The 14,336-nt window shown below is 69.9% G+C and carries 16 protein-coding genes; 3 read left to right on the plus strand and 13 right to left on the minus strand.

Annotated elements, in window-relative coordinates:
- Positions 1 to 268: 268 nt before the first annotated feature.
- The 9 genes from QQA12_RS01795 to QQA12_RS01835 all read right to left on the minus strand — a co-directional run bounded on the left by QQA12_RS01795 (position 269) and on the right by QQA12_RS01835 (position 8,783).
- On the minus strand, positions 269 to 832 hold the full coding sequence (locus tag QQA12_RS01795; RefSeq protein ID WP_226050516.1) for a fasciclin domain-containing protein: 564 nt from the start codon (positions 830 to 832) through the stop codon (positions 269 to 271).
- Between the two features lie 139 nt (positions 833 to 971).
- Complete coding sequence (locus tag QQA12_RS01800; RefSeq protein WP_226050515.1) at positions 972 to 1,760, minus strand: hypothetical protein; 789 nt, start codon at positions 1,758 to 1,760, stop codon at positions 972 to 974.
- A 380-nt stretch (positions 1,761 to 2,140) separates the two neighbouring features.
- Positions 2,141 to 3,220 carry a cyclopropane-fatty-acyl-phospholipid synthase family protein gene (locus tag QQA12_RS01805; RefSeq protein ID WP_226050514.1) on the minus strand — a complete coding sequence of 360 codons (1,080 nt, stop codon included), beginning with the start codon at positions 3,218 to 3,220 and terminating at the stop codon, positions 2,141 to 2,143.
- Between the two features lie 22 nt (positions 3,221 to 3,242).
- On the minus strand, positions 3,243 to 4,016 hold the full coding sequence (locus QQA12_RS01810) for a DUF1295 domain-containing protein (protein ID WP_226050513.1): 774 nt from the start codon (positions 4,014 to 4,016) through the stop codon (positions 3,243 to 3,245).
- Entirely contained in the window at positions 4,013 to 4,549 is a 537-nt protein-coding gene (locus QQA12_RS01815) for a DUF2878 domain-containing protein (protein ID WP_054661789.1), read from the minus strand. The genes QQA12_RS01810 and QQA12_RS01815 overlap by 4 nt, the downstream gene beginning before the upstream one ends.
- Entirely contained in the window at positions 4,546 to 5,730 is a 1,185-nt protein-coding gene (locus tag QQA12_RS01820; protein ID WP_082595151.1) for a cyclopropane-fatty-acyl-phospholipid synthase family protein, read from the minus strand. Before QQA12_RS01820 ends, QQA12_RS01815 begins: the two co-directional genes overlap by 4 nt.
- A gap of 65 nt (positions 5,731 to 5,795) precedes the next feature.
- The gene (locus QQA12_RS01825; RefSeq protein WP_056932868.1) at positions 5,796 to 6,572 is read right to left on the minus strand and encodes a DUF1365 domain-containing protein; all 777 of its coding nucleotides are present in this window, start codon (positions 6,570 to 6,572) and stop codon (positions 5,796 to 5,798) included.
- The gene (locus QQA12_RS01830; RefSeq protein WP_226050512.1) at positions 6,569 to 7,816 is read right to left on the minus strand and encodes an FAD-dependent oxidoreductase; all 1,248 of its coding nucleotides are present in this window, start codon (positions 7,814 to 7,816) and stop codon (positions 6,569 to 6,571) included. Before QQA12_RS01830 ends, QQA12_RS01825 begins: the two co-directional genes overlap by 4 nt.
- Position 7,817: 1 nt before the next feature.
- Entirely contained in the window at positions 7,818 to 8,783 is a 966-nt protein-coding gene (locus tag QQA12_RS01835; protein WP_226050511.1) for a fatty acid desaturase, read from the minus strand.
- 144 nt (positions 8,784 to 8,927) lie between these two features.
- On the opposite strand from QQA12_RS01835, the gene QQA12_RS01840 reads away from it, so the two are divergent.
- Together QQA12_RS01840 and QQA12_RS01845 are read left to right on the plus strand one after the other, a co-directional pair.
- Positions 8,928 to 9,566: a sigma-70 family RNA polymerase sigma factor gene (locus QQA12_RS01840; protein WP_056931109.1), complete on the plus strand. Its 639-nt coding sequence runs from the start codon at positions 8,928 to 8,930 to the stop codon at positions 9,564 to 9,566.
- Complete coding sequence (locus QQA12_RS01845; protein WP_226050510.1) at positions 9,563 to 10,231, plus strand: ChrR family anti-sigma-E factor; 669 nt, start codon at positions 9,563 to 9,565, stop codon at positions 10,229 to 10,231. The genes QQA12_RS01840 and QQA12_RS01845 overlap by 4 nt, the downstream gene beginning before the upstream one ends.
- Before the next feature lie 62 nt (positions 10,232 to 10,293).
- On the opposite strand, the gene folE is transcribed toward QQA12_RS01845, so the two are convergent.
- The 4 genes from folE to QQA12_RS01865 form a co-directional block, all read right to left on the minus strand.
- A complete protein-coding gene (folE, locus tag QQA12_RS01850) occupies positions 10,294 to 11,013 on the minus strand; it encodes a GTP cyclohydrolase I (RefSeq protein WP_226050509.1) in 720 nt (239 codons plus the stop codon).
- Positions 11,014 to 11,120: 107 nt separating this feature from the next.
- Positions 11,121 to 12,650 (minus strand): cryptochrome/photolyase family protein, encoded by a 1,530-nt coding sequence (locus QQA12_RS01855; protein ID WP_226050508.1) that lies wholly within the window; start codon positions 12,648 to 12,650, stop codon positions 11,121 to 11,123.
- Entirely contained in the window at positions 12,647 to 13,399 is a 753-nt protein-coding gene (locus QQA12_RS01860) for a hypothetical protein (RefSeq protein ID WP_226050507.1), read from the minus strand. Before QQA12_RS01860 ends, QQA12_RS01855 begins: the two co-directional genes overlap by 4 nt.
- On the minus strand, positions 13,396 to 13,983 hold the full coding sequence (locus tag QQA12_RS01865; protein WP_225546673.1) for a lipocalin family protein: 588 nt from the start codon (positions 13,981 to 13,983) through the stop codon (positions 13,396 to 13,398). Before QQA12_RS01865 ends, QQA12_RS01860 begins: the two co-directional genes overlap by 4 nt.
- 210 nt (positions 13,984 to 14,193) lie before the next feature.
- On the opposite strand from QQA12_RS01865, the gene QQA12_RS01870 reads away from it, so the two are divergent.
- Positions 14,194 to 14,325 carry a DUF2256 domain-containing protein gene (locus tag QQA12_RS01870; RefSeq protein ID WP_198422024.1) on the plus strand — a complete coding sequence of 44 codons (132 nt, stop codon included), beginning with the start codon at positions 14,194 to 14,196 and terminating at the stop codon, positions 14,323 to 14,325.
- Positions 14,326 to 14,336 lie beyond the last annotated feature (11 nt).

The following is a 14,336-nucleotide window of genomic DNA, read 5'->3' on the forward strand; positions in this document are numbered from 1 at the left end:
GGCAGGCCGATTCGGTTCTTCGACAGGGCATGGGTGCAACGGGCTGGCCGCCGTGTCCGCGATGCCGCGATGATTTATCCCTCATCCCAGCGTGTTCAAGCCGGCGGTGACGAAGCGCACCGGAAAGGGGGTGAGCGTCGTTCCGGGGCGCATTGGTTCATTCTCACCGTCCGCGCGTATACCGACAGGTCTCGCGCGGGTGCCGGTCGCAGCCTGCACCGCCCGCGGCGCGGGCCTGCGGATGCCGCAGGCCCGGCCGCACACGGCCTTACCTGGGCATCAACACGCTGTCGATCACGTGCACCACGCCGTTGGACTGCATGACGTCGGCGGTGGTGACCGCGGACTTACCGCCCTTGGCGTCGACCACCCACACCTTGCCGTCCTTCAGCTCGACGGTCAGTTCCTCGCCCTGGACCGTCTTCAGGGTGCTGTGGCCGCCATGGCTGTGCGCGGCCGCGACCAGCTGGCTGGACGGGTGGGTGCCGGGGACCACGTGATAGGTCAGGATGCCGGTCAGGGTGGCCTTGTTCTCCGGCTTGAGCAGGGTTTCCACCGTGCCCTTCGGCAGTTTTGCGAACGCCTGGTTGGTGGGGGCGAACACGGTGAACGGGCCCTTCCCGGCAAGCGTGTCCACCAGCCCCGCGGCCTTCAGCGCGGCCACCAGGGTGCTCAGGTCGCTGGCGTTGGCAGCGTTCTCGACGATGGTCTTGTTCGCATCCATCGCAGGTGCGCCCATCGCGGGGTTGCCGGCGGCGAAAGCGGAAGTGGCGGCGGCACTGGCAAGCGCGAGGCCGGCGGCGATGGCAAGACGCTGGATCTGGGTACGCATGGTCATGTCCTCATGGATGTTGCCTCCGGGCGGAGGCCAGGGTGAACGCAGGGTTGGCTGCGGTTTTCGGCGACCGGTCGCGCCACGTCCGTGCCACCGTGTCGGCATGGGCGTGGCGGCCGTGCAGATGCGGTGCTGCTCAGAAGTCCCAGCGGGCGGCGATGCTCATCGGCACCGAGATGCGCTTGGCATCGTTGTTGATGCCGCCCAGGCCGAGCCCGCCGATATCGGCGTCGTCGCCGCTGAGCTTGTCCACGTAGCGCACGCCGGCCTGTGCGGTGAAACTGAAGCTCTCGCCGACCGGGATGATCACGCCCACGTCCACGCCGCCGGATGCCGACCAGGCTTTTTTGGTGAAGCGCGCATCGGGAATGGAAATGGCCGCGTCAGGGATGTCGAACGAGGCGGTGATGGCATCGGTCCGGGTGGCGCCGATGCGCGCGGCGACGAACGGACGCACCGCGCCCGGCTGCATGAAGAAGTAGCGGTAGCCGAACTCCGCGCCGTAGCTCTTGTAGGCGCTGAAGCGGCCATACACCGGCAGCTCCGTGTCCAGTGCCGGCACGAAGGCGCCGCCGACCTGCACGCGACCGGGCGAGGCATGGCTGTAACGCACCTGCCCGAACAGTTCGGCACGGTCGCTCAGGCCATAGCCCATTTCCAGGCCATAGGTATCGGCCAGGCCGTAGATGCGGTCATGGCTGCGTGACTGGATGCGCAGCTCGGCATTCACACCGGCCAGCGCGGGGTTGAGCGGGCCGAGGTCGGGCACGGGGGCGATGGCACCGCCGTGCACGTCGCCGCTGGTCGGCATGTCGACGCCACCGAAGGCGGAGAAACTCCATTTGCCGGCTTCGACGCCGGATGCGTGGACGGTGGTGGTTGCAGCCAGACCGGCAGCGAGAACGACAAGGGCAGCAGACTTCATTGGGGCTCTCCAGGCTGAGTGGGAAACGCACGGGGTCATGCGTTTTCCGATACGCAGAACGCCTGCGCCTGGATGCACGCAGATCGCGTTTTTGTCTGGAAAATCCGATGAAAATAGAGGATGGCGTTGACGCGGCGTACACATGCGATGACTGCGCGCAGGTGGCAATGGCAACGAACGCTTCGCGCGATGCGGAATGTACAGGCGCATGCCCCGTCACGGGTGCTGTCGCCAGGCGCCGTGCGGCATGGTTCGGCCGCTACAGGCGGGTGGCCACGCCGCTTTGCGGAATGGCGGCCTGCGGGTGCGCATCGGTCGCGCGTGGCCGCCGTATGTGAGCGGATGGCGCCGGTCTTCGCGGCGTCATCCGCGTGCACTGCTCAGCGCCGTTCGAACAGGTAGTGCGACACCATCCACTGTTGCCCGCCGGCGTAACCGAACAGTTCGGCGCAGGCCATCCAGAACATGCGCCAGCGCTGGAACCAGAGTGCGGCCGCGTCGCCATGGGCCTGGCGCAGGATCGCCATCACCGCGTCGCGCTGTTCGTCCTGGCGCTGCAGCCAGTGGTTGGCGGTGCGCTGGTAGTGGGTGCCATCCACCAGCCACTGCTGCACGATCGACAGCGGGCCCTGGAAGTGCAGCAGGGTGTCGGCGGCCGGCATCAGCCCGCCGGTGAAGAAGTGCCGGCCCATCCAGTTGTCCGCACCCTCGGTCTCGAACGGGTACAGCAGGCTGCGGTGCACGAAGATGTGCACGAACAGCCGGCCACCCGGGCGCAGCCAGCTGCCGATGCGTGCGAGCAGGCTGTCGTAGTTGCGCATGTGCTCGAACATCTCGATCGAGACGCAGCGGTCGTAAGCCGCCGCGGGCAGCGCCAGGGTGTTCACGTCGCGGGTGAGTACGCGCACGTTGTGCAGGCCACGCTCCCGGCACCGGGCCTCGATGAAGGCGCGCTGGCCGTTGGAGTTGGACACGGCGGTGATCCGCGCGTTGGGATAGCGCCCGGCCATCCACAGGGTCAGCGAACCCCAGCCGCAGCCCAGTTCCAGGATGTCCTGGCCATCGGCCAGCCCGGCGCGTTCGCCGTACAGCGCCAGCATCGTTTCTTCGGCCTGTTCCAGGGTCTCGTCGCCATTGGGGTAATAGCAGGAGGAGTACTTCAGCCGCGGCCCGAGGCAGTGGCCGAAGAATGCCGGTGGCAGTTCGTAGTGCTGGCGGTTGGCGGCATCGGTCTCGATCGCCAGTGGGCTATGGCGCAGCTGCGCCAGGCGCTCGCGCTGACGCTGCGACTGCGCCTCCACGCCGCCGGCCAGCTCGTCGCGCAGGCGCTGCGCGCACAGGCGGCGGATGCCGGCACGCAGGATGGTGTCCGGCACCCAGCCGCGTTCGGCCAGGCCGAGCAGGCCGGGGGCGGGCTGGTCGTGCGGCAGTTCGTTGCGATCCAGGGCGGTGGTGGTCATGGCGTGGTCCTCGGCAATGCGGTCAGGATCTGGGGAACCAGGGAAAGAACATCGACGTGCGCCGCTGGTACGCGCGGTAGTCGTCGCCCCGCGTGCGCAGGGCCTGTTGCTCGGTGAACGGAATGCCGCTGATGAAACGCAGGAACAGGTACATCAGCACCGGCCCGAGCAGGCCCAGCCAGGCCTGCGGGGCGCCGACCGCGGCGATCGCCCAGGCGCACCAGTGCAGCCACTCGAAGAAGTAGTTGGGATGGCGCGAATAGCGCCACAGGCCGCGGTCACAGGTGCGGCCGCGATTGCCGGGGTCGGCGCGGAACCGTGCCAGCTGCGCGTCGGCCAGCGATTCGCCCAATACCGACACCGCCCATACCAGCGCCGCGGCGCCGAGCTGCAGCGGCGCAGGCTGCGGATGCGCGGCCACCGCCGCCAGCGGCAGCGAGAACAGCACCACCAGCAGGGCCTGGAACAGGAAGAAAGCCAGGAACCTGCGCTGGTCGCCGTCCCAGTGCCGGCGCAGCGCCCGGTAGCGGCCGTCCTCGGCCTCGCTGCGTACGCGCCGCCACAGGTGCAGTGCCAGGCGCAGGGCCCAGGCCGCGCCGAGCACGCCGACCAGCACGCGTGCCGACATGGCGCCGCTGCCGGTGAATGCCAGCCACAACGCCGCGCCCGCCAGGCCCGCGGCCCACAACACGTCGACGATGCCGGCGTTGTCGTGGCGGCGCTGCCAGTGCCAGCCACACACCATCAGCACGCCGGCGAATGCGCCGATCACCAGCAGTTGGCTGCCAAGGTTCATGAGCGGTGTACTCCCGGTAGGTGGCCGTGCAGACCGCGCGAAGCCAGCGTGGCCAGCGCCGGCATCGCCAGTGCCCAGCCGGCGCCCAGCGCCAGCAGCCCGTGCCAGCGCGGCTGCGCGAAGTGCACCGCGTTCCAGCCGCCGGCCGCGCCCAGGTACGCCAGCGGCCCGCCGATCGCGCCGAATGCGGCGGCCAGCCACGGGCGCCGGTGCAGGTAACCCAGCAGCGGCACCACCACCAGCGCGAACGCGCACCACAGCGCCAGGATCCATGCCGGCGCACCGGCCCACGGCCAGGCCGCGGCATAGCCGAGCAGGCCGCTGCCCACCCACAGGGATTCGAGCAGCAGGCCGATACCCAGCGCCGCCAGCAGCAGGCGCAGCTCCAGTGCGCGGCAGGGCGAGACCGCCAGCCGCCACAGCGCGAACAGCGTGGCCGCCAGCACGCCGGGCCACCACAGCCCGCGTCCGGCGCCGATCACCGCTGCGAACCAGGTCGCCTGGTAGGCCAGCGCGATCGCCAGCGCGTTCATGCCGGCACCGCATCGGCCGGGCGCCAGCCGGGCTTGGCCAACAGCAGGTGGGCCACGCCGATCGAGCGTTCGCGGAAGCCGCCTTCGCAGTAGGCCAGGTAGAACTCCCACAGGCGGATGAAGCGCTCATCGAAGCCCTGCGCGCGCACCGCCGGCAGCTGCGCCAGGAAGCGTTCGCGCCACGCCTGCAGGGTGCGTGCGTAGGACAGCCCGAAGTCCTCCAGCGCGATCAGCGCCAGGTCGCTGCTGCGGGTCTTGGAAGCCAGCATCGCGCTGATCGACGGGATGAAGCAGCCGGGGAACACGTGGCGCTTGATGAAATCGACCGACTTCAGCGCCTGCGCGTAGCGGTGGTCCTCGATGGTGATCGCCTGTACCAGGGCCAGCCCGTCGGGCTTGAGCAGGCGTCCGATCTGGCCGAAGTAGCTGTCCTGGAAATCGGCGCCCACCGCTTCGATCATCTCGATCGAAACCAGCTTGTCGTACTGCCCGTGCAGGTCGCGGTAGTCCGACTGCAGCAGGGTGATGCGATCGCCGAGCCCGGCTTCGGCGATGCGCGCGGCGGCCAGGTCGTGCTGCTCGCGGGAGATGGTGGTGGTGGTGATACGGCAGCCATGGTGGCGTGCCGCATGCAGCGCGAAGCCGCCCCAGCCGGTGCCGATTTCCAGCACGTGGTCGTCCGGGCCGAGCGCGAGCTTGCGGCAGATCAGCTCCAGCTTGCGGGTCGATGCCGCTTCCAGGGTGTCGTCGGCCCCGCTCCAGCACGCCGAGGAGTACATCAGGTCCGGTGACAGGAACAGGCCGAAGAACGCGTTGCCCAGGTCGTAGTGGGCGGCGATGTTGCGGCGGCTGCCCTCGCGCGTATTGCGGCGCAATGCGTGCAGCGCCTTCATCGCCAGCCCGCCCAGGCGCGCGCTGCCGGTCTCCATGCCGTCGAGCAGGTCGCGGTTGCGCGCCAGCAGGCGGATCAGCCCGACCAGGTCGCTGCATTGCCACAGCCCGTCCATGTAGGCCTGGCCGGCACCGACGCTGCCATGGGTGGCCAGTGCGCGGTAGAAGCCCGGATCGAGGACCCGCAGGGTGACGGCCGGGCCGCTGCCGGCCTGGCCGATCCGCAGCGTGCCCAGCGGGTCTTCGACAACCAGCTGGCCGTGGCCGAAGCCGGCCAGCTGCTGGTGCATGCGCTGGCGCAGGAAGCGGTCGAGGGCGCCGAAGCCGGGTGCGGTAGCGGTCTGCACGATGCTGTTCAAGGGGGATCTCCGGAAACGCTGGGGTGGGGGTGGAAGGGCGTGCGCTTGAGCCACAGGCGCAGCGCCTGCCAATAGATCGCGCCGAGTACCTGCGCGGTCATCAGCGGGTAGCGCCACAGCACGCGGGCCAATGAGCGGCCGTCCAGTGGCAGGCGGCGCAGCGACAGGTGGGCGTCGAACTCGCGGCGGGTGCCGTCGGACACGTCCATCCGCACCAGCAGCCGCGCCTCGGGCAGGCTGAAACGCCAGTCGTAGTTCCGCTGCATGCCCATGAACGGGGACACGTGGAAGGTCTTGTCGAACGTCCATGCCGCCAGCCGTCCGGATTGCCGTGCCTGCGCCAGCGGCAGCACATGGGCATGGCGCTCGCGCCACGGGGTGTTGGTGATCTCGGCCACGATGCTGTGCAGGGTCAGGCCGTCGGCCTGGAAGCAGTAGTAGAAGCTGACCGGATTGAAGCTCAGACCGGCATAGCGCAGGTGGGTGAGCAGCCGTACCGGCCCGTCCGGGCGCTGCCCGGTGGCCGCTTCGACCCGGTCCTTGACCGCCTCCTTGAGCGGCCGCGCGGGCGGGCCGAGGAAGTCGCCGCGGTGGAACGCGGCCAGGTTGCGGCGGCCCACCGACCACAGCCAGCGCCCGGCGAAGACCTGGTCCAGCTCGTCCAGGTCCAGGTACAGCTGGGCGATGGCGTAGCTGAAGGCATGCGTGCGCGGATGATGGCGGCGGTGGTGCACCATGCCCTCGTAGACCGCGCTGTGCAGGGACGGTTTCATGACGGCCAGCCCACGCCCAGGCCGGCGGCCACGTCCACCGCGCTGCGCATGCCGTCCTCATGGAACCCCCAGCCCCAGTAGGCGCCGGCGAACCAGGTCCGGTTCTGCCCCTGGATGACGGCACGGCGCTGCTGCGCGGCTACCGATTGCGGGGTGTACACCGGGTGCTGGTAGACGAGCCGGCGCAGCACCCGGGCCGGGTCGATCGCCTCGCTGCGGTTGAGCGTCACCACCAGCGGCTCGGGAGCGTCGAGGCCCTGCAGCAGGTTCATGCAGTAGCTGACGGTGCACGGCGCGTCGCCGTCGCCGGGGACGAACGCGTTCCAGGCCGCCCACGCCTTGCGCCGGCGTGGCAGCACGGACGCGTCGGTATGCAGCACCACCTCGTTGGGCTGGTAGCCGATCGCACCGAGGATCGCCTGCTCGTTGTCGCTGGCGTCGGCCAGCAGCGCCAGCGCCTGGTCGCTGTGGCAGGCCAGCACCACCTGGTCGAACGCCTCGCTGCCGGCAGCGCTGTCCACGCTTACCCGGTCGCCGTGGCGGCGTACCGCAAGCACCGGGCACGACAGGCGCTCGTGTACCGTCCAGCGCGCACGCAGTGCATCGACATACCGCGCCGAGCCGCCGCGTACCACCCGCCACTGCGGGCGTCCGCTGACCTGCAGCATCTGGTGGTTGGCCATGAACTGGACCAGATAGCGCGCCGGGAACTGCAGGATCTGCCGCGGTGGCGAGGACCATAGCGCCGAGGCCATTGGCACCAGGTGTTCGTCGCGGAAGGCCGCGCCGTAGCCGTTGGCCTGCAGCCAATCGCCCAGCCCGGGGCCGGGGCCCTCGCCGTCGAGCAGCGCCGGCGCCTGGCGGTAGAAGCGGAACAGGTCGCGCACCATGCCCAGGAAACGCGGCGAGAGCAGGTTGCGGCGCTGGCAGAACAGCGCGTCCAGCGAAGTGGCGTTGTACTCCAGCCCGTTGCGCCCGTTGTGCACCGAAAAACTCATGGTGGTGGGCTGGGTGGGTACGTCCAGCGCCTGCAACAGCCGGGTCAGCAGCGGATAGTGGTCCGGGTTGTGGACGATGAAGCCGGTATCCACCGCGTACTGGCGGCCGCCCACGCTGACGTCGTGGGTGTGCGTGTGCCCGCCCAGGTAGTCGGCGGCCTCGAACAGCACCACCTCGTGCGCCTGCGACAGCAGCCAGGCGCTGGCCAGGCCGGCGATGCCGGAACCGACGACGGCGATGCGCATGTCAGTGCTCCCGCTGTTCCAGCACCCACGCGGGTACCGGCTTGAGGTCGCGCACCAGGCCCAGCAGCGCAAGCAGGCGCAGCCCGTACCAGGTCAGGTCCACCTCCCACCAGCGGAACCCCTGGCGGGCGCTGCTGGAATAGAAGTGGTGATTGTTGTGCCAGCCTTCGCCGAAGGTGAGCAGCGCCAGCAGGAAGTTGTTGCGGCTGTCGTCGGCGGTCTCGAAGCGGCGGCTGCCGAAGCGGTGCGACAGCGAGTTGATGGTCACCGTGGCATGGAACAGCACGACGGTGGAAATGAAGAATCCCCACACCAGCAGCTGCGCGCCGCTGGTGTCCAGCGCCGGCCACAGGTGCTGCAGCAGCGCGCCGGTCGCGTACAGCGCGATGGCCATGGCCAGCGGGACCGCCACGTCGTAGCGGTCCAGCCAGCGCAGCTCCGGATAGCGCGCCAGGTCCTGCACCCGGCTCAGGTCGGTGGCGAATGCGCGCGGAGTCATGAACCAGCCCATGTGGCTGCGCCAGAAGCCATGCCGCGGCGAGTGCGGGTCCTGCGCCTGGTCGGCGTACCGGTGGTGGTGGCGGTGGTGGGCGGCCCACCACAACGGGCCGCGCTGCACGCTGGCCGCGCCGATCAGCGCGAACACGAACTGCAGCCCGCGCGAGGTGCGGAAGCTGCGGTGCGAGAAATAGCGGTGGTAGAAGCCGGTGATCGCGAACATCCGCAACGCGTACAGCGCCCCGGCCACCAGCAGCGCCACCGGCGAGACCCCGACCCAGATCACCCCGGCGCAGCCCAGGTGCAGCAGCACGAACGGCAGCACGCGCAGCCAGTCGACGCGGTCGGCATCGGCATCGTTGGCAGGCGCCGCGGCGGCGCTGTCGAACCACAGGCGCAGGCTGCGCAGGACGCGTGCGGGTGCCGGGGGGGCGGGCGGTGCGGGGGGAGGAGCTTGGTGCAGGGGCATTGCCGGGGGTCCGCGGGGTATGGCTTTCTATACGGTATCGCCGGCCCATTGGATGCAGTCGCCGCGGTCACCGGCGTGCATCCAAACCGGGGCCGGCCGCGTACAAGCAGGCAGATGACCGCACCGCCTGCCAACTGCCCTACCATGTGCCCGGACGCCCACCCTGGAGACCTGTCGCCCTTCGAGGCGGCCAGAGTCATGTCGATCGCAGAAACGAGCCTGGGCAACCCCGGTTACTGGTCCGCGCAGATGCAGGCCGTCGCCGTGCAGCGCGACCAGCGCTGCTTCATGCGCATCTACGATCACTTCGCGCCGCGGGTGCGGCTGTACCTGCGCGGTCTGGGGGCGCCGGAGATGGTGGCCGAGGAACTGGCGCAGGAGGCGCTGCTGCGCCTGTGGCAGCGCGCCGACAGCTATGACCCGGCGCGCAGTACCCTGTCGACCTGGCTGTTCCGGGTCGCGCGCAACCTGCATATCGACCGCCTGCGCCGCGAGAACCACTGGACGGCGGTGGAGATCGAGACCGATGACGGCCTGGAGCTGTGCGAGGAAACCGAGGATCCGGGCTTTTCCTCGGCCGAGAGCTATGCGGCCCATGCAGATCTGAACGAACGCATCGAACGCCTGTCCGCCATCCAAGCACGCCTGATCCGCATGTCCTACTTCGAAGCCAAGTCCCACCAGCAGATCTCCGACGAGCTGGGCATGCCGCTGGGAACGGTCAAGTCGTACATCCGGCGCGCCTTCCAGCAACTGCAGTCCAGCGTGCAGGGGGCCGCATGAGCCCGCGCCATCACCTGGACCCGGCGACCCTGGTCAGCCATGCAGCCGGCGCCCTGTCGCCGGCCATGGCGGCGGTGGCGGCCACCCACCTTGAAGCCTGCCCGCACTGCCGGCGGCAACTGGCGCAGGCCGAGCACGTCGGCGGCGCGCTGCTGCAGCAGCAGCAGCCGGCCGTGGCCTCGGCGCGCGAGGCGCAGCTGCGCGGGGACATCCTGGCCCGGCTGCAGCAGCCGCTGCCGGCGGCCGCGCCCGAACCGGCACCGACGCCGCTGCATCGCCCTGCCGAACTGTTGCCGCGGGCGCTGCACCCCTACTTCGGGCGGACCTGGAAAGCGCTGCGCTGGCGCTGGGTCGCCCCCGGCGTGCATCTGGTCCGGGCCGCCGGAAGCAGCGGCGACACCCTGGTCATGCTCAAGATCGCGCCGGGCAAGAGCATTCCCCTGCACAGCCATCACGGCAGCGAGCTGACCCAGATCCTGCAGGGCGCGTACGACGACGAACTGGGTCATTTCGGCCCGGGCGACATGGCCGACCTGGACAGCGACATCGAGCACCGGCCGATCACCTCGCCGGGGGTGCCGTGCATCTGCGTGGCGGCACTCGACGGCCCGCTGCGGTTCCGTGGCTGGCTGGCGCGCAAGATGCAGCCGATGGTCGGCCTGTAACCGGGCAGCCGGGCGGGTGCCGGGCGGCATCCGGCCCGGCATCGCATGCGCCCCGGGCAGCTTCAGCCGCGATGGCGCAGCGAGAGGAACTCGCGACGCAGCGCCGGGTCGTCTAGGAACCTGCCGCGCATCACGCTGTTGGTCATCTTCGAGCCGTCGTCCTTCACTCCGCGCCAGTGCATGCAGTAGTGGTCGGCTTCCATCACCACCGCCAGGCCGTCGGGCTTGAGCCGCTGTTCGAGCAGATGCGCGATCTGGCTCACCGCTTCTTCCTGGATCTGCGGCCGGCTCATGATCCACTCGATCAACCGCGCGTACTTGGACAGGCCGATCAGGTTGGAGCCGGCATCGGGCAGCACGCCGATCCAGACGTGGCCGATGATCGGGCACAGGTGATGCGAACAGGCGCTGCGCACCCGCAGCGGCCCGACGATCATCAGCTCGTTCAGGCGTTCGGCGTTGGGGAACTCGGTCACCGCCGGTGCCGGCTGGTAGCGGCCGGCGAACAGTTCGCGCACGAACATCTTCGCCAGCCGGCGGCCGGTGTCGCGGGTGTTGTGGTCGTTGTCGGTATCGATCACCAGCGCGCGCAGCAGCTCCTGCGCCTTGCCGGCGACTTCGTCCTCGATCGCGGCCAGCTCGCCGTCATGCAGGTAGTCGGCGATGTTGTCGTTGGCATGGAAGCGCTGACCCGCGCGCAGCAGGCGCTGGCGGACGCGCTCGGACGCCGGCAGAGGCAGCAGCGTGTCGAGCAGGGCTGGGGTGTTCGGTTGCTGGGACATGGGGAGCGCTCGGTAACGGGACGGGGGAGGCCCGGTCCGGCAGGCACCGCCGGGGCCGGGGCATGGTCGTGCTTACGCGGGCATCGGCGCTTTGGATGTGCGGATGGTCACAGCGCGTCCAGTCGCGCCCGCAGCTGCCCGGCCTGCTGCGCCAGCGCCTGGCGCTGGCCGGCCGGCATCCGTGCCAGTTGCCGGTAGGGCAGGGCCAGGCGCGGGTTGTGCTGCAGGCGCGGCGCATGCCGGGCAAGGAAATCCCAGTACAGCGCATTGAACGGACACGCGCGGGCGCCGGTGCGCAGATCCCGCCGGTAGCGGCATTGGCCGCAGTGGTCGCTCATCCGGTGCAGGTAGGCGGCCGCCGATACGTACGGCTTGGTGGCCAGCAGCCCGCCGTCGGCGAACTGGCTCATGCCCAGGGTGTTGGGCAGCTCGACCCATTCGAAGGCGTCGATGTAGATGCCCAGGTACCAGCGGTGCAGCGCCTGCGGGTCGAGCCCGGCGAGCAGCGCGAAGTTGCCGATCACCATCAGCCGCTGGATGTGGTGGGCATGGGCGTTGGCCAGCGACTGGCCGATGGCGCCGCGCACGCAGGCCATGTGCGTATCGCCGGTCCAGAACCAGTCCGGCAGCGGCAGGTCGTGGCCGAAGGCATTGCGCTGCGCGTACCCGGGCATCTGCGCCCAGTACACCCCGCGCACGTACTCACGCCAGCCCAGGATCTGGCGGATGAAGCCTTCCACCGCGGGCAGCGGCGCGCGGCCGTCGCGTGCGGCGGCTTCGGCGCCCGCGATTACTTCGGCCGGGTCGAGCATCTTCACGTTCAGCGCGAACGACAGCAGCGAATGGAACAGCCGCGGCGCGTGGGCGCTGATCGCATCCTGATAGTCGCCGAAATGCGCCAGCCCGTGGTCGAGGAAGGCCTGCAGCTGCTGCAGCGCTTCGGCGCGGTCCAGCGGCCAGCGCAGCGCCTGCGCCTGCGGGTCGCCGAAACTGGCGACGCCGGCGGACTGGATGCACTGCCAGAGTGCGCGCAGGTCGTGCCGCGGCCGCGTGTCCGCCGGTTCCGGCGGATCGCCGCGCCAGGGCTTGCGGTTCTCCGCATCGAAGTTCCAGCGTCCGCCCAGGGGCCGGCCGTCGGGTTCCAGCAGTACGTGGTGGCGCCGCCGCATGTGCCGGTAGAACGGCTCCATGGTCCAGCGCTCGCGGCTGCCGAAGAAGCGTGCCGCCTCCTCGCGTCCAGCCAGGAAATGGTCGCTGTCCACGCAGCGCACCGGGATCGACTGCCCGGCCGCGTAGTGGCGCAGCTGCGCATCCAGCCGCCACTCGTCGGGTTGCTGGTACTCCAGCGTGGTGGCCGCGTGCACGGCCAGCAGCCGGTCCAGGTTGCCGGTCAGGGACTGGAGGTTGGCGTCGTCGTCGATGGCCAGGTAACCCACCCGGTGGCCTGCCGCGCGCAGCTGTGCGGCAAAGCGCCGCATCGCCGCGAAGATCGCCAGGATCTTCTGCGCGTGGTGCAGCACGTAGTCGGTTTCCTGGCGGACCTCCATCAGCACGTACAGCACGTCCGCATCGGTGCGGGCGAACCACGGATGCCGCGGGTTGAGCTGGTCGCCCAGCAGCAGCCGCACGCAGGTCACGCCGGGTCCCGTGGCAGTGGCGCGGAGAGTGCGTACTTCAATGCGACGCCGACCAGCAGCACCGCCAGCGCCAGCGCGACCAGCGCCGCCACGGTGGCACCGGCCAGGGGCGACTGGATCTGGCGCACGTACACGCCCATCAGCCCCCACACCGCGGGCAGGGCGTACCATGGATTGCCGCGCAGGGTGGCCAGCATGCCGAGCAGCAGCACCGCGGCCAAGCCGAACAGCGGCAGTGTCCACGGCAGCATGTCCTCGACCGGCAGCAGTTCGAACGCCACGATCACCTGGGCGACGTTGAGGAACACGGCCAGTGAAACCCAGCCCGCATGCAACGACAGCGGCAGCCACTGCCACCATGGCTGGCGGACGTGGCGGCGGGTGTGCGAGGCCAGCCATGCCGCCGCCAGCAGGCAGCCCAGGCTCAGCCAGATGACCGCCAGCGCCAGCCAGAACCATTGCCGCGTGAACACCACCATCCACAGCGAGGTCAGGGCGAAGCCGGCGGCGGTGAACCGGCGGATGAGGCGCAGGCGCCGGCTGTCCTCGGCGCTGACCAGTTGCCCCAGCCCGAACACCACGTCCAGGGCGAAGATCGGGCCCCAGATCGCGAACGCGTAGCCGGCGGCGACGATCAGGGTCGGGTAGCGCGCGGAGATCTCGCCGTTGGTGGGGCCGAACAGGCCGCTGTTGGACAGCCATCCCACCAGCGGCATCGACAGCGCAAGCAGCAGTACCAGCCATCTCATCGGCATTCTCCGTGGAAGGTGTCCTTGTCCTGGCCGGTCTCGGGCCAGCGCTGCGGCACCCGTTCGATCCGCGTGGTGTCGTAGCCCAGTGCCGCCGCGCGCTGCAGCATGGCCTGGTAGTCGGCCTCCGGCACGCTGGGCGTGCGCGCCATGTACCACAGGTAGTCACGCGCATCGCGCACCACCATGACCTGGCTGTAATCGGGCGCCAGCCAGCCGATCAGGTACTGCGCCTTGAACAGCCCGAAGAAACGCACCTTCCACTCGGCATTGCCGGTGCCCGGCTGCACCAGCCCGGTGGATGCCAGCAGCTTCACCGGTGCCTGGAACCCGCCGGGGCGGTAGCGGTACCAGGTGCATACCCGCCCCTTGCTGTCCAGGCGGTAGGTTTCCACCGGGTTGTGGCTGTCGCGCTCCAGGCGCGTGGGAATGATCCCGATCACGTACCAGCGGCCCATGAAGCGTGGCAGGTCCACGGAGGTCACCGGCGTGATCGGGGCGGGCTTGGCCTGGGCGCAGCCGCCGAGCAGGGCGGCCATCAGCAGCGGCAGGACGAAGGGCCGGGCAAGGTGCATGGTGGGCATCGGCGATCGGGGAGATGCCATGGTTTACGCAGCAGCGTCCCCCATGGATGCATCCAGCTGCCGGCCGCCTGCGTACAACACCGTGACTGCCTGGCCGCCTGCAGGGTTGACCGCCATGTCCACGCATCCGCCCGTCGTTGCCCCGGCGGCCGATCCTGCGCCGCCTGGCATCACGGCGCCGTTGCCGGCGAGGGACCGCTGATGCCGCGGATGCGCAGGAAGGCCGACCTGCCGCAGCGCACGTGCGCGACCTGCGGGCGTGCGTTCGCCTGGCGACGCAAGTGGGCGCGCGACTGGGAAAGCGTGCGCTACTGTTCGCGGCGTTGCCGCGGGCGCAACTGAGGAACGAGATC

Origin of the sequence: Stenotrophomonas sp. 17(2023) (assembly GCF_030345315.1) — a bacterium.
In the GTDB taxonomy this organism is placed as follows: Bacteria; Pseudomonadota; Gammaproteobacteria; order Xanthomonadales; family Xanthomonadaceae; genus Stenotrophomonas; species Stenotrophomonas acidaminiphila.